General features: G+C 43.1%; 12 protein-coding genes, 3 tRNA genes and 3 rRNA genes. 17 read left to right on the top strand and 1 reads right to left on the bottom strand.

The annotated features are described in order from the left end of the window. The first annotated feature begins 48 nt into the window (after positions 1–48). From tyrS to MOO44_RS02635, 7 genes are all read left to right on the top strand, one after another. A complete protein-coding gene (gene tyrS / locus MOO44_RS02665) occupies positions 49–1,308 on the top strand; it encodes a tyrosine--tRNA ligase (RefSeq protein WP_260116881.1) in 1,260 nt (419 codons plus the stop codon). 440 nt (positions 1,309–1,748) lie between these two features. Further along, positions 1,749–3,324, top strand: a 16S ribosomal RNA gene (locus MOO44_RS02660). 86 nt (positions 3,325–3,410) lie between these two features. Next, positions 3,411–3,484: transfer RNA gene (locus MOO44_RS02655), tRNA-Ile, on the top strand. 35 nt (positions 3,485–3,519) lie between these two features. Further along, positions 3,520–3,592: transfer RNA gene (locus MOO44_RS02650), tRNA-Ala, on the top strand. 171 nt (positions 3,593–3,763) lie between these two features. Beyond that, a 23S ribosomal RNA gene (locus MOO44_RS02645) occupies positions 3,764–6,678 on the top strand. A 72-nt stretch (positions 6,679–6,750) separates the two neighbouring features. Continuing rightward, positions 6,751–6,867: ribosomal RNA gene (rrf, locus tag MOO44_RS02640) — 5S ribosomal RNA — on the top strand. The 16S, 23S and 5S rRNA genes sit together here with 3 tRNA genes alongside, the layout of an rRNA operon. Positions 6,868–6,927: 60 nt before the next feature. Further along, positions 6,928–7,000: transfer RNA gene (locus MOO44_RS02635), tRNA-Thr, on the top strand. Between the two features lie 66 nt (positions 7,001–7,066). On the opposite strand, the gene helD is transcribed toward MOO44_RS02635, so the two are convergent. Beyond that, positions 7,067–9,385 (bottom strand): RNA polymerase recycling motor HelD, encoded by a 2,319-nt coding sequence (helD, locus tag MOO44_RS02630; protein WP_260116880.1) that lies wholly within the window; start codon positions 9,383–9,385, stop codon positions 7,067–7,069. A 324-nt stretch (positions 9,386–9,709) separates the two neighbouring features. Between helD and trpS the strand changes: the two genes are divergently transcribed. From trpS to rsmA, 10 genes are all read left to right on the top strand, one after another. Continuing rightward, positions 9,710–10,729: a tryptophan--tRNA ligase gene (gene trpS / locus MOO44_RS02625; protein WP_260116879.1), complete on the top strand. Its 1,020-nt coding sequence runs from the start codon at positions 9,710–9,712 to the stop codon at positions 10,727–10,729. A gap of 42 nt (positions 10,730–10,771) precedes the next feature. Then, positions 10,772–11,710, top strand: coding sequence for a Ppx/GppA family phosphatase (locus tag MOO44_RS02620; RefSeq protein ID WP_260116878.1), 939 nt, complete (start codon positions 10,772–10,774; stop codon positions 11,708–11,710). A 53-nt stretch (positions 11,711–11,763) separates the two neighbouring features. Continuing rightward, positions 11,764–13,014: a hydroxymethylglutaryl-CoA reductase, degradative gene (locus MOO44_RS02615; protein ID WP_260116877.1), complete on the top strand. Its 1,251-nt coding sequence runs from the start codon at positions 11,764–11,766 to the stop codon at positions 13,012–13,014. Between the two features lie 15 nt (positions 13,015–13,029). Continuing rightward, a complete protein-coding gene (locus MOO44_RS02610) occupies positions 13,030–13,995 on the top strand; it encodes an IpaB/EvcA family protein (RefSeq protein WP_260116876.1) in 966 nt (321 codons plus the stop codon). A gap of 18 nt (positions 13,996–14,013) precedes the next feature. Continuing rightward, positions 14,014–14,721: an NAD-dependent protein deacylase gene (locus MOO44_RS02605; RefSeq protein WP_260116875.1), complete on the top strand. Its 708-nt coding sequence runs from the start codon at positions 14,014–14,016 to the stop codon at positions 14,719–14,721. After that, a complete protein-coding gene (locus MOO44_RS02600; protein WP_260116874.1) occupies positions 14,722–15,567 on the top strand; it encodes a DUF72 domain-containing protein in 846 nt (281 codons plus the stop codon). A gap of 62 nt (positions 15,568–15,629) precedes the next feature. Further along, positions 15,630–17,660: a methionine--tRNA ligase gene (gene metG / locus MOO44_RS02595; RefSeq protein ID WP_260116873.1), complete on the top strand. Its 2,031-nt coding sequence runs from the start codon at positions 15,630–15,632 to the stop codon at positions 17,658–17,660. A 65-nt stretch (positions 17,661–17,725) separates the two neighbouring features. Continuing rightward, positions 17,726–18,502 (top strand): TatD family hydrolase, encoded by a 777-nt coding sequence (locus MOO44_RS02590; RefSeq protein ID WP_260116872.1) that lies wholly within the window; start codon positions 17,726–17,728, stop codon positions 18,500–18,502. Next, complete coding sequence (gene rnmV / locus MOO44_RS02585) at positions 18,499–19,056, top strand: ribonuclease M5 (protein WP_260116871.1); 558 nt, start codon at positions 18,499–18,501, stop codon at positions 19,054–19,056. Before MOO44_RS02590 ends, rnmV begins: the two co-directional genes overlap by 4 nt. Then, complete coding sequence (rsmA, locus tag MOO44_RS02580) at positions 19,056–19,946, top strand: 16S rRNA (adenine(1518)-N(6)/adenine(1519)-N(6))-dimethyltransferase RsmA (RefSeq protein WP_260116870.1); 891 nt, start codon at positions 19,056–19,058, stop codon at positions 19,944–19,946. The genes rnmV and rsmA overlap by 1 nt, the downstream gene beginning before the upstream one ends. Positions 19,947–20,003 lie beyond the last annotated feature (57 nt).

Here is a 20,003-nt window from a genome sequence, read left to right as displayed (position 1 = left end):
GATTTAAGCTGTAGGGGATTTTTGTTATTTAATAAGGGGGACATATCAATGAATATTATCGATGACTTAAAATGGCGGGGAGCAATTAATCAGCAAACTGATGCTGACGGATTAAAAGAAACCGTCAGTAGCAAAAAAATTGGGCTATATGCTGGGATTGATCCCACTGGTGACAGTATGCATATTGGCCATTTGATTCCATTTATGATTTTAAAGCGATTCCAATTAGCTGGGTATCATCCAGTGATTCTAGTCGGGGGTGCGACTGGATCAATTGGTGATCCAAGTGGTAAAAAAGCTGAAAGAAAGCTACAAACAATGGAGCAGGTCAAACATAATGAGGCAGCCCTAACTAAGCAGGTAACCAAGTTATTTGGTCAAGATGGTGGCTTTACAATTGTTGATAACTACGATTGGCTTTCTAAGTTTTCATTATTAGACTTCTTACGTGACTATGGAAAGGTATTTAACATTAATACCATGTTAAATAAGGAAGTCGTTGCTAGCCGTTTAGATGCGGGGATTTCTTTTACTGAATTTACTTACCAAATTTTACAATCAATGGACTTCTTGCACCTATTTAAGAATAATGACGTGCAACTTCAAATTGGTGGTTCTGATCAATGGGGAAACATTACTTCCGGAATTGATTTAATTCATAAAATGGAAGGTGCTGATGCCAAAGCATACGGACTTACGATTCCATTAATGTTAAAGGCGGATGGCACTAAGTTTGGTAAGACTGCTGGTGGCGCCGTTTGGCTCGATCCAAAGAAGACTTCTCCATATGAATTTTACCAATTCTGGATTAATCAAGATGACCGTGACGTTGTGAAGTACTTGAAGTACTTTACATTCTTAAGTCATGATGAAATTGATGAATTGGCTGAAAAGGTACGGACTGAACCTAAGAAGCGCGAAGCTCAACGCAGATTAGCTGAAGAGGTTACTAAGTTCGTTCATGGTGAACAAGCGGTAGCAGAAGCTCAAAATATTACTAAGGCTTTATTTACTAATGGCATTAAAAATCTGACCGTTAGCGAAGTAGAACAAGGCTTTAAAAACATGCCTAGTGTCGAAGTTAGTTCTGAATCCAATAACATTATTCAATGGTTAGTGGATGATACTAAAATTGAGCCTTCCAGAAGACAAGCTCGTGAAGATGTTAAGAACGGTGCGATTAGAATCAATGGTGAAAAGGTTGATGACGTAGAAGCAGTGATCAATCCAAGTGATGATTTTGATGGTAAGTTTGTCGTTGTAAGAAAGGGTAAGAAACATTACTATTTAGCACGGGTAACTAAATAGCTATTATTAAATGGGTTACGGTTAACATTAAATTGTTAGCCGTAGCTCATTTTTATTTTGGCCTTAATAATAGAAGTGATTAATTTAGGAGTAGGTTTGTTTTTAGAATTACAAAATTAATTTTATTTTGGTGTTGACATTAAACTTGTTACGCGGTATATTATTACTTGCGTTATTCACGTTATTCATTCCGACTACTAACTTTGATTAGTTAGCAAAAATTAATTTTAAAAAGTTGTTGACATTTGATTAGCAATTTGATATTATTAAATAGTTGTCGTTAAGAGCGACGCATTAAAGTAGATCTTTGAAAACTGAACAAAATTATGACAAAAATGTGTAAGGAACTTCATATTTAATATGAAGTACAAAAAACTTATGCGAAGTCAATTCGCTTTAAAGTAACAAATTAAGAAGAGCTAACGTTAAGCTTTTCATCATAAGATGAGAGTTTGATCCTGGCTCAGGACGAACGTTGGCGGCGTGCCTAATACATGCAAGTCGAACGAACTTCCGTTAATGATAGTTAATGCTTGCATTAACTTGACTTAACATCGAAGTGAGTGGCGAACTGGTGAGTAACACGTAGGTAACTTGCCCTAAAGCGGGGGATAACATTTGGAAACAAGTGCTAATACCGCATAACAACAAAAGCCGCATGGCTTTTGTTTAAAAGATGCGTTTGCATCACTTTAGGATGGACCTGCGGCGTATTAGCTAGTTGGTGGGGTAATGGCCTACCAAGGCAATGATACGTAGCCGACCTGAGAGGGTAATCGGCCACAATGGGACTGAGACACGGCCCATACTCCTACGGGAGGCAGCAGTAGGGAATCTTCCACAATGGACGCAAGTCTGATGGAGCAACGCCGCGTGAGTGAAGAAGGGTTTCGGCTCGTAAAACTCTGTTGTTAAAGAAGAACGGGTGTGATAGGAAATGATCACATCGTGACGGTATTTAACCAGAAAGTCACGGCTAACTACGTGCCAGCAGCCGCGGTAATACGTAGGTGGCAAACGTTGTCCGGATTTATTGGGCGTAAAGCGAGCGCAGGCGGTTTCTTAAGTCTGATGTGAAAGCCTTCGGCTTAACCGAAGAAGTGCATCGGAAACTGGGAAACTTGAGTGCAGAAGAGGACAGTGGAACTCCATGTGTAGCGGTGAAATGCGTAGATATATGGAAGAACACCAGTGGCGAAGGCGGCTGTCTGGTCTGTAACTGACGCTGAGGCTCGAAAGCATGGGTAGCAAACAGGATTAGATACCCTGGTAGTCCATGCCGTAAACGATGAATGCTAGGTGTTAGAGGGTTTCCGCCCTTTAGTGCCGCAGCTAACGCATTAAGCATTCCGCCTGGGGAGTACGACCGCAAGGTTGAAACTCAAAGGAATTGACGGGGACCCGCACAAGTGGTGGAGCATGTGGTTTAATTCGATGCTACGCGAAGAACCTTACCAGGCCTTGACATCTCCTGCAAAGCTAAGAGATTAGCCGTTCCCTTCGGGGACAGGATGACAGGTGGTGCATGGTTGTCGTCAGCTCGTGTCGTGAGATGTTGGGTTAAGTCCCGCAACGAGCGCAACCCCTATTATTAGTTGCCAGCATTCAGTTGGGCACTCTAGTGAGACTGCCGGTGACAAACCGGAGGAAGGTGGGGACGACGTCAAATCATCATGCCCCTTATGGCCTGGGCTACACACGTGCTACAATGGACGGTACAACGAGTTGCGAAACCGCGAGGTCAAGCTAATCTCTTAAAGCCGTTCTCAGTTCGGATTGCAGGCTGCAACTCGCCTGCATGAAGTTGGAATCACTAGTAATCGTGGATCAGCATGCCACGGTGAATACGTTCCCGGGTCTTGTACACACCGCCCGTCACACCATGAGAGTTAGTAATACCCAAAGTCGGTGCAGTAACCTCTTTTGAGGAGCAAGCCGCCTAAGGTAGGACTGATGATTAGGGTGAAGTCGTAACAAGGTAGCCGTAGGAGAACCTGCGGCTGGATCACCTCCTTTCTAAGGAATAATTCGGGACCTTACGCAGTCATAGTTTTGTTTAGTTTTGAGAGGTCTACTCTCAAACTATGGAACCACGCTTCTTTGGGCCTATAGCTCAGTTGGTGAGAGCGCACGCCTGATAAGCGTGAGGTCGATGGTTCGAGTCCATTTAGGCCCATTATTGATTACGTTAGTAATCAGTTTAAATGGTATGGGGAATTAGCTCAGCTGGGAGAGCACCTGCTTTGCAAGCAGGAGGTCAGCGGTTCGATCCCGCTATTCTCCATTGACACATTGTGTCAAACTTGGTTCTTTGAAAACTAGATAATATTTTAATTTTTCCAAATTATTGAATTGTATTAAATACAATTTCAACCGAGAACACCGCGTTATTTTGAGTTTTTTAAATAGTTTATTCGTATTTACTCAATTAACCAAATACCACTTCGTGGTAATAGGTTAAGTTATTAAGGGCGCATGGTGGATGCCTTGGTACTAGGAGCCGATGAAGGACGGGACTAACGCCGATATGCTTCGGGGAGCTGTACGTAAGCTTTGATCCGGAGATTTCCGAATGGGGAAACCCAATAATCTTGATCGATTATTACTTGATGACGAATTCATACTCATCAAGAGGCAGACGTGGGGAACTGAAACATCTAAGTACCCACAGGAAGAGAAAGAAAATTCGATTCCCTCAGTAGCGGCGAGCGAACGGGGAACAGCCCAAACCATCGAGTTTACTCGGTGGGGTTGTAGGACTGAACATTTGAGTTACCAAAGAATTAGATAGTCGAAAGATCTGGGAAGTTCTGCGACACAAGGTGATAGCCCTGTAGACGAAATCTAATTCCCTCAGTTCAGGATCCTGAGTACGGCAATACACGTGAAACATTGCCGGAATCCGGGAGGACCATCTCCCAAGGCTAAATACTCCCTAGTGACCGATAGTGAACCAGTACCGTGAGGGAAAGGTGAAAAGCACCCCGGAAGGGGAGTGAAATAGTTCCTGAAACCATGTGCCTACAAGCAGTTAGAGCCCGTTAATGGGTGATAGCGTGCCTCTTGCAGAATGAACCGGCGAGTTATGATAACATGCAAGGTTAAGATGAAAAGTCGGAGCCGTAGCGAAAGCGAGTCTGAATAGGGCGTTCGAGTATGTTGTGATAGACCCGAAACCAGGTGATCTACCCATGTCCAGGCTGAAAGTGTGGTAAAACACACCGGAGGGCCGAACCCGTGTACGTTGAAAAGTGCTGGGATGAGGTGTGGGTAGCGGTGAAATTCCAAACGAACTTGGAGATAGCTGGTTCTCTCCGAAATAGCTTTAGGGTTAGCCTTGGAGTTTAGAATCATGGAGGTAGAGCACTGTTTGGATGAGGGGCCCGTCTTGGGTTACTGAATTCAGATAAACTCCGAATGCCATTGATTTATATCCAGGAGTCAGACGATGAGTGATAAGATCCACCGTCGAAAGGGGAACAGCCCAGACCACCAATTAAGGTCCCTAAATATATGCTGAGTGGAAAAGGATGTGGAGTTGCATAGACAACTAGGATGTTGGCTCAGAAGCAGCCACCATTTAAAGAGTGCGTAATAGCTCACTAGTCGAGTGATCCTGCGCCGAAAATTTACCGGGGCTAAGCATATTACCGAGATTGTGGACGTAACTTTGTTACGTGATAGGAGAGCGTTCTAAGGGCAATGAAGTCAGACCGTAAGGACTGGTGGAGCGCTTAGAAGTGAGAATGCCGGTATGAGTAGCGAAAGATCAGTGAGAATCTGATCCACCATATGACTAAGGTTTCCTGGGGAAGGCTCGTCCTCCCAGGGTTAGTCGGGACCTAAGCCGAGGCCGAGAGGCGTAGGCGATGGATAACAGGTTGAGATTCCTGTACTAGTTAACTATGTTTGACCGATGGAAGGACGTAGGAGGCTAAACGAAGCATTCTGTTGGATATGAATGTTCAAGCACTAAGTCAGGGGTTGAGTCAAATGCTTAATCCCGGGTTGACAAGGTGTGATGAGGACCGAAATTTAGTAGGGAAGTCGTTGACGTCACACTACCGAGAAAAGTTTCTAGTTAGTAGTTAACTACCCGTACCGCAAACCGACACAGGTAGTCGAGGAGAGTATCCTAAGGTGAGCGAGTGAACTCTCGTTAAGGAACTCGGCAAAATGACCCCGTAACTTCGGGAGAAGGGGTGCTGCACTATGTGCAGCCGCAGTGAAAAAGCTCAGGCGACTGTTTATCAAAAACACAGGTTTCTGCAAAATCGTAAGATGAAGTATAGGGGCTGACGCCTGCCCGGTGCTGGAAGGTTAAGTGGATGAGTTAGCTTCGGCGAAGCCCAGAAACGAAGCCCCAGTAAACGGCGGCCGTAACTATAACGGTCCTAAGGTAGCGAAATTCCTTGTCGGGTAAGTTCCGACCCGCACGAAAGGCGTAACGATCTGAGCACTGTCTCAACGAGAGACTCGGTGAAATTGAGATACCTGTGAAGAAGCAGGTTACCCGCGACAGGACGGAAAGACCCCATGGAGCTTTACTGTAACTTGATATTGGGTGTTTGTATAGCTTGTACAGGATAGGTAGGAGCCATAGAAGTCGGGACGCTAGTCTCGATGGAGGCATTGGTGGGATACTACCCTCGCTGTATGAACACTCTAACCCGCACCACTGATCGTGGTGGGAGACAGTGTCTGGTTGGCAGTTTGACTGGGGCGGTCGCCTCCCAAACAGTAACGGAGGCGCCCAAAGGTTCCCTCAGAATGGTTGGAAATCATTCGACGAGTGTAAAGGCAGAAGGGAGCTTGACTGCGAGACCTACAGGTCGAGCAGGGACGAAAGTCGGGCTTAGTGATCCGGTGGTACCGTATGGAAGGGCCATCGCTCAACGGATAAAAGCTACCCTGGGGATAACAGGCTTATCTCCCCCAAGAGTTCACATCGACGGGGAGGTTTGGCACCTCGATGTCGGCTCATCGCATCCTGGGGCTGTAGTTGGTCCCAAGGGTTGGGCTGTTCGCCCATTAAAGCGGTACGCGAGCTGGGTTCAGAACGTCGTGAGACAGTTCGGTCCCTATCCGTCGCGGGCGTAGGAAATTTGAGAGGAGCTGCTCTTAGTACGAGAGGACCGGAGTGGACATACCGCTGGTGTACCAGTTGTGCCGCCAGGCGCATCGCTGGGTAGCTATGTATGGATGAGATAAACGCTGAAAGCATCTAAGTGTGAAACCCACCTCGAGATGAGATTTCCCATTCCTTTATGGAAGTAAGACCCCTGAAAGATGATCAGGTAGATAGGCTAGAAGTGGAAGTGCAGTGATGCATGGAGCGGACTAGTACTAATTGGTCGAGGACTTAACCAAGTAAGGTTGTTCTCACGGAAGAATAAAATATTATCTAGTTTTGAGAGAACGAAGTTCTCACAGTTAAATTTGTGTGGTGATGATGGCCGAAAGGATACACCTGTTCCCATGCCGAACACAGTAGTTAAGCTTTCGCACGCCAAAAGTAGTTGGGGGATCGCCCCCTGCGAGGATAGGACGTTGCCACGCAAATCAATAAAAAAGGCCTTCGTGAAAACGAGGGTCTTTTTTATTGATTAAAAGATGAATGCCGTTTTAGCTCAGGAGGTAGAGCGTTTCCATGGTAAGGAAGAGGTCCCGGGTTCAAATCCCGGAAACGGCTTCTATTAATAATCGTTTATAAAATAATCGGACCAGCTTTGCAAAGTCGGTCCGATTATTTATTTACTTATTTATTTGGTGAACTCAGTTGATGATCAATTTTAAACGATTCGTTAGGAATGTTGGCCTTAGTAATTAACGGGCTAACTGCCCCCACACTAATTAAAATTAAGCTGTGCATTGCACGGGTGGCAATGGTATATAGGGTGCCAACTAGTTGATTACTATTATAATTAGTTGCTGAAACGTCCCAACCAATTACTGAATCGAATTCTAGGCCCTTAGCAAGGTATACCGGTAACACGATTGCGCCCTTTGGGAGGGTACGATCTGCATCATCTAATAAGGTAGTTTTAAAATTACGATGAATGCTATGATAAATGAACTTAGCTTCCGCCATGTTCTTAGTAATAATTGCTACAGTTCCGTTATCATTTAGTTGTTCCTTGATTACCGTCTTAAGACTTTGAATAGCCACTTCATTGTCATACCTAACGATAATTTCTGGGACGGGTCCCTGACGGTTAAAAGCTTCGATTTCATTACCATCTGGTAGCAGTGACTTAGCAAAGGTCGTGATTTGATAGGTAGAACGATACGATTTGCGGAGGGTAATTAGCCGTGAATGACGGGTGCCAAATGCATTGTTTAGGTTCTTTAACAACTGATTTGGTTTTTCAACCGCTTTAAACAATGCTTGCTCACTATCACCAATTAAATTAAACTTAGCGTTAGAAAAAATGAACCGTAAGTAAACTAATTGGGCAATTGAGTAGTCCTGCATTTCATCGATAAATAGATACTTAATGGCACGATTACGTCCCTCACCAGTAATTAAATCACGAGTGTATAGTAATGGAGCTGCATTATCTAGGCTAATTTGATGATTTTCCAATTGGTTAGCAAAGTTAATTGCCGATTGATGCCATTGCTCTTCATTAATATGTGCTTCAACCGTTAATTGATTTAAAAAGTCAGTATATTGGAGATACGGGTCAAAGAAATTATTATTATAGATGGCATCATAAATGATGCGATACTCACGTTTAACTAGTTTGGTGGCTAAGAAGTCGCGCTCATCATCTTGACTCTGAAAATCACGGAGTTGCTTACCCTTCATCATCGTTCTAATTCTTTCTTCACTGAGGGTTTCTAGCTCCTCATTTACCCATGGCTCATGAATTGAAGAATGAATCCGCTTTTTTAAGATTCGGATGAGTTGGTTTTTGGTTTTTAACATTCTTTGTGCCGTTAGCATCCGTGATGGATATTTTTCAAAGATCGAACGGATAAATTCACCGGTAAAAAATGGTTTCCCCCGAAAGTTAATATCATTAAAATCAATGTCAGCGGCTGAAAGATTATTAATATACTTAGTCAAGTCAGCCATGAATTGGGCACTGCCCTTATATTCATGAATTGCGATTTGATCGTTATTTTGAGTCTGTTGATTTTCATAACGGTCAAAAATACTTTGTACGTGAAAGCCCTCAAAGCGATGGTTAAAAAATTCAGCAAGCGTTACTTGACGCATGTTGCGTTCACCTAGACTGGGCAAGACGTCCGAAATATAGTGACTAAACAGTTTATTAGGTGATAATAATACGATTTGATCAGCCACCAGTGAGCTCCGGCTATGGTATAGTAAAAACGCAATTCGTTGTAAAATCGCGGAGGTTTTACCGGAACCAGCAACCCCCTGGACTACTAATAGATCACTTTTAGTATCCCTAATGATGTCATTTTGTTCGCTTTGAATCGTTGCAACGATGTTTTGCATGGTCTCATCATTTTGTTCACCCAACGCATGTTGTAACATTTCATCGCCAACGGTTTCATTAGTATCAAACATGTTATTAATCTTACCGTCTTGAATTTGAAACTGGCGTTTTTTGAGGAGGTCCGTTGATAGTTGGCCCGCAGGAGTAGTGTAATGAACCTTCCCGAGGGTTCCATTGTAATAGATACTAGCAATGGGCGCGCGCCAATCGTAAATTAAAAAATTTTGATTCTGATCCACGAATGATGCGGTCCCGATGTATAGATTTTCCGGAGTGGATTCATCTGGGTCTAAGATATCGATTCGCCCAAAGTAGGGTGAATTAGACAGGTCCTTTAACGTATTTAAGTGCCGTTTAATAATTGATTCATTTTCAAGATCACGACTAACTAGGCCCCGTTGTTGTTGTAACTCGGCACTAGTTTCAATCCGATCATCGACTTCAAAATAGTTAACAGATGTGTTAGCACTATAATTTTGTTGAACCTTTTTGGTTTCTTGGTGTGCTCTATGCAAATCGACCCGCGTTTTTTTAATACGAGCCTTAATTTTTTTAATGATCGAATCAACACGGGTCTGTTCTTTTTTGTATTCACCGGGTTCCAATCTTAATTCCTCCGTTTCTTAAATTCCTTTTCAACGTGCAATAATTTTAGGTGCAAAATGCTGAAATGTCAATTAAACTCACTTTGACATTAAATTAGTAATCAATTAAAATATTAGATGATTATATGTAAAAGTAGTTGCTTTGTTACCAGAGAAATCATAAATGCTGAAAATGATTAAAAGTGACGAAATGGTTGAACGGGTTCCCCCTTATCGGAAAGAGTGGCGGGGTTAATACGCTCGCAACATAGGTGGTACCACGTTAAGGGCGTCCTATTGGAGATTATCCAGTAGCACGCTCTTTTTTAGAAAGGATGGAGAATTATGACGAACAAAAAAGTAATTTTAACTGGAGATCGGCCCACTGGCAAGCTTCACATTGGGCATTACGTGGGTTCATTACGAAACCGGGTCGCACTGCAAAATTCTGGCAAGTATGACACCTACTTATTAATTGCTGATATGCAAGCATTAACTGACAATGCACGTGATCCAGAAAAGATTCAACATAGCTTGTTACAAGTAGCACTCGATTATTTAGCAGTAGGAATTGATCCTGAAAAATCGACAATTTGTGTTCAATCACAATTACCAGCGTTAAACGAATTAACGATGCACTACCTTAACTTAGTAACGGTTTCCAGATTGAATCGAAACCCAACGGTTAAGGCTGAAATCCAACAAAAGAAGTTTGGTCAGAGTGTGCCAGCTGGCTTTTTTATTTATCCAGTTAGCCAAGCTGCGGATATTACCGCATTTAAGGCCGAAACGGTGCCGGTCGGTGCCGATCAAGAACCAATGTTAGAACAAGCTCGTGAAATTGTTCGCTCGTTTAACTCCATTTATAATCAGCAAATTTTGGTGGAACCAGAGGGTTACTTCCCACCAAAGGAAATGGGGCGGATCCCAGGATTAGATGGGAATGCTAAGATGAGTAAATCCCTCGGAAATGCAATTTACTTGGCAGATGATCCAGATACGATTCAAAAAAAGGTAATGTCAATGTACACCGATCCTGACCATATTCACGTGGAAGATCCTGGTAAAGTGGAGGGAAATACGGTCTTTACCTACCTTGATATTTTTGATAAGAATCAAGCCCACGTTGAGGAACTGAAGCAACAGTACCGGCATGGCGGATTAGGGGACGTTAAAATTAAGCGGTATTTAAATGAAGTCCTTCAGGCCGAATTAGAACCAATTCGGACCAGACGTGAAGCATTCGCTAAGGATCCAGCTGCCGTTTATGACATTTTGAAGGCCGGGAGTGCACGCGCCCGTGAAGTAACTAATCAAACCCTTCAAGAAGTTCGTGATGCAATCGGGATTAATTACTTTAAATAATAATCACTGAAATCAAATCGTTATTTAAAGAAGGGTGTTAAATTGGAAAATTTTGTAATCTTAGATATCGGTTCTAATTCAGTCAGAATGGCAATTAATCAAATTGAAAGCGATGGATCGTATCGTGAAGTTAAGCGAGTTAAGAATGATAGTCGGCTGTCTGAGGGAATGGGCCAAGAAAAATTATTGCGATCAGCAGCAATGAAGCGAACAATTAGTGCGTTGCAAAATTTTCAAGATGTTTATAAGGACTATCCAAATGCGCATGTTAAGGTGATTGCTACTGCTGCCGTTCGTCAGGCGAATAATCAAGCTGCCTTTTTAAAGCAGGTTCGTGATACCCTGGGCCTGCAGATTAAAATTTTATCTGGTAATCAAGAGGCTTACTATGACTACCTCGGGGTGGTTAATAGTATTAAAACCCCCAACTATATATTGGTGGATATTGGTGGGGCTAGTATGGAGTTAGTTTTCGTTCAAAATCACAAAAAGAAAAATCTGATCAGTCTACCAATGGGGGCGGTTAGTTTATCAGAGCACTACCATTTAAGTAGTCAAATTAGTGCTGCTGATTTATTTAATGCGGAATGCTATATTCAACAGGAGTTAAACCGGGTCTTTTGGTTAAAATGGGCTTATCGCTACCCCCTCGTTTTATTAGGGGGTGCTACCAGGGCCCTAGCTAGGATTAACCAACATCACCAGCACTTAAACCGGGCCCATCGTTTAAATCATTACCAATTAAAGCAGCACCAGGTGTTGAAAACGTTTGAAATGTTAGTCGATCGTGATAATGAGCAACGGAAACAAATCTCTGGATTAGAATCAGACCGTGCCGACATAATTGTGGGTGGATTATTACCACTGGTGTCAATCATTAACCGCATTAATTCTAAACAGGTAATTTTTGCGGATAGTGGGGTTCGTGAGGGTTTGATTAATGAGTATTTACACCACCGAAAATTAAATCAAAAACATTAATTCAATTGTTTCATTGCTTAGGAACAATTGATCACTAAGGTGGAATCTTATTTATGAACAGTCCATTTAAACACTTTTATCGTAAATCATACACCGATCGGTTAACGGTGGTAGGAAAGTATGCAGAGCTTAATGATGATGCGAAAAAGTTAATTCAAACCCATGTTGATCAAACTGACGCACACCTAATCGAAAACTACCTGACTGACTATTCTTTACCAGAGGGAGTGGGGGTCAACTTAGTAGTCAACGGCAATGAGCACGCGATTCCAATGGTGACAGAGGAACCATCAGTGATTGCTGCAGTCAGTAATGGGGCTAGGATGCTTAGTAAAAATGGGATTACTGCGACCGTCATCAATCGGGAATTAATTGGGCAGGTCGTTTTGCACAAACCCAGTCATTCATTATTGGAATGGATTGAACGCCACCGGGCTAACTTAATTGCCCTTGCTGATTCAGCCCATCCCACCATTAGTAAGTATGGCGGTGGAGCAACTGAAATTGAATTACGCAAGCTAGATGAAAATGAATATTCGCTGGACCTCAGTGTTAATGTCGCAGAGGCAATGGGAGCGAACATTATGAATTCAATGCTAGAAAAAGTCGGGGCTTCGATTAACCAACAGGCTCCGGGAGTCGTTTTAATGCAAATTTTATCCAATTATGCAACTAAAAGTCTGGTAACGGTAGTGGGTAAAATTGATTTTGAGCAATTAAGTGCTCCTGGAATGACGGGGCGTGAAGTTGCTGTTAGAATTGGGTTAGCGAGCCATGTTGCACAGATTGATCCCTATCGTGCGACCACGCACAACAAGGGGATTATGAACGGAGTAGACGCGATTACAATTGCAATGGGCAATGATTGGCGTGCAATTGAAAGTGGGGTTCACGCCTATGCTGCACGTGATGGACAATACCGTGGCCTTAGTCGCTGGCACATCGTTGATCACCAATTAGTGGGTGAAATGACGCTACCGATGCCGGTGGGCTTTGTAGGTGGTGCAACGAAGGTCTTTCCCATGGTTAAAATTAACCAATCGATTGCAAGGGTCAAAAATGCCCGTGAATTAATGCAACTAATTGCTGCGACCGGTTTAGCGCAAAATCTGGCTGCTTTAAAGGCAATCGTTACCGATGGCATTCAAAAGGGGCACATGGCGTTACAATTAAATTCATTAGCAATTAGTGCCGGTGCAAGGCCAGATGAGGTTGCAAGTGTCGTAAGAAAACTTAGAACGATGAAAAACGTGGGTGTCGATGATGCTCGCGCAATTATTAAACAAATTAGAAAATCAAATTAGTGAGGGTGAAATGTTTTGGAACCACAAGATATTAAGTTAAATGAACAGACCCAAAGTTTATTGAACGTTGTGAATAAATTTTTTCCAGGGAAGGTTGAGGTTCAATTTATTGGCCGCCTCCAAGCTGGTTATGTAAGACACGACCAGGCGCAAGCGGTTCAAGATGGTAAGAATGTCTATATTCAAATTTCTGATTTATCAGCACCAAATTATACGGCGTCACACGAGTTGTTACACTTATTAATGACCCTTCGTGGGTTTCCACAGGTGTTCTTTTCATTAACGACCGGGAATTCTGAACTAGATGATCAGCTCCAAGCAATGGGAATTGAACTATTCGATATCGTTTCTCATTTTGTAGTCGTTGCTGAACAACGGAAACATGGATTAATCAATGCGAACATTGAAGAAATGTATCTGAAGGGGATTCATGAGACCATCAAGCCAGAACCCAAGGAATTAGATGATGAAATGTCGATTCGGTTATTGACTCTGTTGGACGCAATGGTGTTTTATGGCGACCAATTTGAGCAGGTCGAAGCCCAGTTGAATCAATCATACCCAGTCGCTTTGGCAGCTGCTAAAAAGATTTACCAAGTGATTACCGAAAAACCGACCGATTCACCATTCGGACTCCGGCGAAATGTCGTTAAATTATTCCGGGCCTTTGATGATCAACTAAAGGCATGGAACTTGCCACCTTTAAATAATAAGGACTTTACCACCATTACGAGTGTATTATCAGAACGCCAACTGAACTTAAAGGTTAAGCAAATGTTTGAAATCTTTCATTCAGAGTTACATGAAAAGTCGACTGATCGACGCGCATACGTTGGGTTTAGTAAGGTCGATGATCAAAATTCATTCGTAATTGCTGCACCAACCGGGATGGATGATAGTCCAGCCTACTTCAAGAAGCTTTATGAAATGAGTGTAAAGGAGCTCTTTAAGGAATTAAAGATGCCATTTATTATTCGCTAATTAACGGGGGCGTTAAATATGGATGCAGATGTTCAAAAAGTGTTTGATCAAGCAAAGCGAATTGTCTTTTTAACCGGTGCGGGGGTTTCGACACCGTCCGGCATTCCGGATTATCGGTCCAAAAACGGGTTGTATGAGCAGGATAACGACGGCAAGCCAGCTGAATACTACCTTAGTCATGCCTGTTTAACGGATGAACCGGATCAATTTTACGCATTCGTTAAAAATAATATGTACTATCCGAATGCTAAACCCAATCCGATTCACGAAAAGCAGGCCGCATTAACTAACCAGAATCGGGCTAGCATTATTACTCAAAACGTGGATAATCTCTATCACGTTGCGCATGCGACCCACCTAGTCGAATTTCACGGCAACCTGTATGACGTTAGCTGTCAAAAGTGTCACCAATCCGTGGATTGGCATGCGTACTTGAACAGTCCAGTTCATGAGGGTTGTGGTGGCATTCTAAGGCCTGGAATCGTTCTTTATGACGAGGGGTTGGATCCAAAACGGGTTCAGACCAGTGTCGATTTAATGGCTAAGAGTGACCTGATTGTAATCGTGGGCACTTCCATGCGGGTGTATCCGTTTGCGGGCTTGCTTCAATATCGCAACCCGAGTGCACCGGTGATTGCGATTAATCAAGAACCACTTCATTTGGGGATTCCGCTGAAGATGATTCAAGGCGATGCAGTTAATTTCTTTAAGGAGCTGCGGGTTTAGATGATTACGATTGGCTTAACGACTTGGACGGACCATCCCGCATTTTCAAACACTGATCGACCACCAACCCTACCGCAGTACGCTAGTTTTTTACCGACGGTCGAGGTGGACACGCCATTTTATGCCATTCCCCGAATCAGTAGTGTTGAGAATTGGCAAAAGCAGGTGCCTAGCCAGTTTCAATTTATTTTAAAGGCCAATCGTTTGATGACCCAACACGATTTGAAAAGTCCATCGATAGTGTCACTGGCTGAACGATGGCGGGCATTTGATAGCTTTAAGAATATGATTCAACCGCTAGTTGATACTCAGCAACTAAAAACGGTCTTATTTCAATTTCCACCGTTCTTTGAGGTGAGTCGAGAAAACCTTGATTATCTAATCGAGTTGCCGAAGCGCTTGCCCGGAGTATTAATTACGGTTGAATTTCGCCATCCATCATGGTACCAAAAACCATTTATTAACCATTTATACGCGGGGTTAAAGCAATTGCACATTACCCTGGCAATTGTTGATGAACCACATAACCTAAACGATGGGATTCCATTTGTACCGGTGCTGACTAATCCCGATTTAGCATTTATCAGGTTGCATGGTCGGAATGCGGAGGGGTGGTTCAATCAGGGACCTGATTGGCGTAAAAAGCGCACCCTGTATCGTTATAATGACCATGAATTAGCCGGGTTAGCGGGGATCATTGCCGACTTAGCGACCCGGGCAAATGAAGTTTGCATCATTTTTAATAATAACTCCGGTAAGGACGCTGCACCCAATGCGTTAAAATTACAATCGCTTTTGGGGCTGCACTTTACCGGGCTAGCACCTAAACAACTAGATTTATTCTAGTTATGCTATAATGAACAACAAACAAGCTAGCGGCAACCGCTTTGGAAAGGGAGCATTTATCTATGGCAAAACCAACATATTACATTACCACCCCAATTTATTACCCATCAGGGCGATTACACATTGGGAACTCATACACCACCATTGCTTGTGATGCATTAGCACGGTTCAAGCGCTCAACTGGGTATGATGTCTTTTATCTCACGGGAACCGATGAACATGGTTTAAAAATTGAACAAAAAGCTGAAAAACTAGGGATGAATCCACAATCCTATGTTGATAAAATGGCTGATGGGATTAAACAACTCTGGAAAACGTTGGATATCTCTAATGATAAGTTCATCAGAACGACTGATGATTACCATGAAGAAGCCGTTCAAAAGATCTTTCAACAACTGCAAGATAACGGTGATATCTACCTTGGTGAATACACGGGGTGGTATTCAGTATCTGATGAAGAATACTTTACTGAATCCCAATTATCAGAGGTTTATAAGGATGATGATGGCAACGTTACCGGTGGTAAGGCACCGAGTGGCCATGAGGTCCAATTAGTTCATGAACCTTGTTACTTCTTTAAGATGAGTAAGTACGCCGATTGGCTTCTCCAATACTACAAAGATCATCCTGATTTCATCGAACCAGCTGCTCGAATGAATGAAATGATCAATAACTTCATTAAGCCAGGACTAGAAGACCTTGCGGTGTCACGGACTTCATTTAAGTGGGGCGTACCAGTCAAAAGTGATCCTAAGCACGTTGTTTACGTTTGGATCGACGCGCTTTCTAACTATATTACGGCACTGGGGTATGACTCCGCTGATGATTCACTATTTAAAAAGTACTGGCCCGCTGACGTTCAAATGGTGGGGAAGGAAATTGTACGTTTTCACACCATCTACTGGCCAATTATCTTACATGCATTAGGATTAGAATTGCCAAAACACGTTATCGGTCATGGTTGGCTCTTGATGAAGGACGGGAAGATGTCTAAGTCAAAGGGCAACGTCATTTACCCTGAAACGTTAGTCGAGCGCTATGGACTGGATGCGACCCGTTACTACCTATTACGGGCAATGCCATATGGAAACGACGGAATTTTTACCCCTGAAGACTTCGTTGACCGGGTAAACTACGATTTAGCCAACGATCTTGGAAACCTCTTGAACCGGACGGTTGCAATGATTAATAAGTATGAAGACGGGACCGTTCCTGCATTCAAATCCGGAGTGACTGAATTTGATCAACCATTGGAACAGGTTGCCGCTGATTCCATTACTGAGTTTAATGCTAAAATGAATAGTGTGCACTTTGCCGATGCCTTAGCAGCCATTTGGAAGCTAGTTGCTGCCACTAATAAATACATTGATCAAACTGAACCGTGGGCACTGGCTAAGGGTGAAAGCGATGCCGATAAGGAAGCTTTGGCCTCAGTAATGGCCCATTTAGCAGCTAGTTTACGGGTAATTGCAGTTTTGATCAGTCCCATTATGACTCAGGCGCCAAAGAAAATATTTGAACAGCTAGGTTTACCGGAAGCTGGGTTCGACTTAACCAACTTAAAGTTGGCCGACCTGCCTGCGAATACGCAAGTAATCAAAAAGGGAGTGCCAATCTTCCCTCGCCTAGACGCTGAGGCTGAAGTCGCATTCATTAAGGGCCAAATGACCAAGTCCGATAAGACGAAGGGTCGGGCCGCTCAAAAGGCTGCTGCTGAGGGCGAGTTCGATCCCGATACGACTGAATTAACCCTCACTAAGAAGGCCATTCGGTACGAAGCCTTCGATAAGGTGGAATTAAAGGTCGCAGAGGTAGTCAGCGTTCAACCAGTTGAAAACTCAGATAAGTTACTTAAATTTAAGCTGGATGCTGGTGACAATGGCTATCGACAAATTCTATCTGGGATTGCAAAGTGGTACCCAGACTATGAAAAATTAGTTGGGAAGAAGTTAATTGCGGTATCTAACTTAAAACCTCGGAAGATGCGGGGTGAAGTTAGCCAGGGAATGTTACTTTCAGTGGAACACGATGACGGTTCGATTGAACTGGCCACCCTCCCAAGCAACTTTGAAAACGGTGCTACTTTAGAATAGTAACAACTTTCAATTAGCCATTAATCCAATTGATTAATGGCTAATTTCATTGAGGAGGCCTTTTTATGAAAATTTTTGATTCACACACCCATTTAAACGACGCGATTTTATATCCAGATGCACAACAATACATTGAACACGCCCGTAAATTAGGGGTAGTGAAGATGGCAATCGTGGGTTCTGATGCCAAGTTAAATCGGCTAGCGATTCAATTAGCCCATCAATATGATAATCTCTATGCTATCGTCGGTTACCATCCAGAAGAGGCTAATTCTTTTGATGCAGCGGCTGAAAATGAATTGATCGACCAGTTAAATGATCCCAAGGTAGTGGCCGTTGGTGAAATTGGGTTGGACTATCATCAAAACGTAGTGAAGCAAAGTGTTCAAAAGCGAGTTTTTAAACGGCAAATTGAAATTGCAAAGGATGCCGGGTTACCAATTTCAGTTCATAATCGTGATGCCTTTGAGGACACCTATGACATTTTAAAATCAGCTGACGTTAGTAAGACACACGGCATCCTGCATAGTTTTAACGGTGATGCCCAGTGGGCCCGCAAATTTGTGGACCTGGGGATGCTGATTTCATTTAGTGGGGTTGCTAGCTTCAAGAAAACATATGAAGTCCATGCGGCTGCGGAACAAACTCCGCTGGATAAAATCCTAGTCGAAACCGATGCACCATATTTAGCACCCGAACCATACCGGGGGAAGCAAAATGAACCGGGTTATACGTTATATACGGTTGAAGCAATTGCTAGGTATCGTGATACGACTCCGGATGTAATTGCTGATGCGACCTATCAAAATACCCTTAGGCTATTTGGAATCGAGGCATCATGAAAAAAATAAAGGAAGTCATTATCGTTGAGGGCAAGGATGATACCAAGCGGATTAAGGATGCAGTGAATGCTGATACGCTTGAGACGCGTGGTTCAGCGATTGACGCCCCGACACTTGCATTGATTAAAAAAATTGCTGCCCAACGGGGGATTATTATCTTTACCGACCCTGACTTTTCTGGTGAACGGATTCGCAAAATTGTTTCAAAGGCGGTTCCGGATGCAAAGCATGCGTTCATTAAACGCAATCAAGCTAAACCTACGCATTCAAACGGCTCCTTAGGGGTGGAACACGCCTCTGCTGAATCCATTCGGGATGCGTTAGCTAATTTGTATACTGAAAATCAAGCTGCCAAACCGTTAATTACCGATGACGTGTTAATTGAATCTGGATTAGTCGGTGGCAAGGACGCAAAGCAACGGCGCCAGGCACTCTGCAACATTTTAAATATCGGCTATGTAAATGGAAAACAGCTAGGGAAGCGGTTGCAAATGTTCTCAATTACCCCCCAACAATTTAAAACTGCAGTTGAGCAAATCAAGGAGGAATTATAATGTCTGAAGTTCCAGCAATTGGCAGTCCCGCCAGGACGCAAGCAATTTTGAATCGCTACCACCTATCAGCTAAAAAGAGTCTTGGCCAAAATTTCTTGACGGATTTAAACATCCTAACCGGAATCGTAGATGCTGCGGAAATTACGAAGCAGGATAATGTAATTGAAATTGGTCCAGGAATTGGGTCTTTGACCGAACAATTGGCCAAACGAGCCAATAAGGTGGTGGCCTACGAACTAGATCAAAACCTATTGCCAGTATTGGATGATACCCTCCATCAATATGACAACGTAAAAATCATTAATCAGGATATTTTAAAGGCGAACCTGCCAGCAACGATTGAAAATCAATTTGGAGATGGGAAACCGGTTAAGGTGGTTGCCAACTTACCTTATTACATTACGACCCCGATTATTTTAAATTTATTAAAGGGGCCCGTTGATTTTACAAACATTGTGGTAATGATGCAAAAGGAAGTGGCCGATCGGCTCTGTGCTAAGCCCGGTGTGAAGGCCTATAGTTCGTTATCAGTAATTGTGCAATACCTCCACCAAGTCAACGTAGCGATGATGGTTTCTAGAAAATCATTTATCCCAGCGCCCAAGGTGGATTCTGCAATTGTCACCCTAACTAGTTATGAGCACCGCGATGTAACCGCATTTAATGATAAATCATTTATGGGGTTCGTTCGGGGTTGCTTTGCCCACCGGCGTAAAACGTTATGGAACAACTTGCAGGGTGTTTTTGGCAAACAGCCCGAAGCAAAGCAACAAATTAAAGCGGGACTAGCACAGATGCAATTAGATCCAGGGGTACGCCCGGAGCGCTTAACGGTTACAGACTTTGTTAACCTCGCTAATACCTACCATCAAATTGGAATCTTAAAATAATCCCTTAGCAACCATTAAATGCAATGGTTGCTTTTTTAGTCCACTGACTTTTGACTA

Source organism: Nicoliella spurrieriana, assembly GCF_023380205.1.
Lineage (GTDB): Bacteria > Bacillota > Bacilli > Lactobacillales > Lactobacillaceae > Nicoliella > Nicoliella spurrieriana.
This window is presented reverse-complemented; position numbering and strand designations above follow the sequence as displayed.

Coding starts and splice junctions, on each gene's coding strand:
- MOO44_RS02590 (WP_260116872.1), top strand. CDS start 17,726: ATGAAAATTTTTGATTCACACACCCATTTAAACGACGCGATTTTATAT.
- tyrS (WP_260116881.1), top strand. CDS start 49: ATGAATATTATCGATGACTTAAAATGGCGGGGAGCAATTAATCAGCAA.
- MOO44_RS02605 (WP_260116875.1), top strand. CDS start 14,014: ATGGATGCAGATGTTCAAAAAGTGTTTGATCAAGCAAAGCGAATTGTC.
- trpS (WP_260116879.1), top strand. CDS start 9,710: ATGACGAACAAAAAAGTAATTTTAACTGGAGATCGGCCCACTGGCAAG.
- rnmV (WP_260116871.1), top strand. CDS start 18,499: ATGAAAAAAATAAAGGAAGTCATTATCGTTGAGGGCAAGGATGATACC.
- rsmA (WP_260116870.1), top strand. CDS start 19,056: ATGTCTGAAGTTCCAGCAATTGGCAGTCCCGCCAGGACGCAAGCAATT.
- MOO44_RS02600 (WP_260116874.1), top strand. CDS start 14,722: ATGATTACGATTGGCTTAACGACTTGGACGGACCATCCCGCATTTTCA.
- MOO44_RS02615 (WP_260116877.1), top strand. CDS start 11,764: ATGAACAGTCCATTTAAACACTTTTATCGTAAATCATACACCGATCGG.
- metG (WP_260116873.1), top strand. CDS start 15,630: ATGGCAAAACCAACATATTACATTACCACCCCAATTTATTACCCATCA.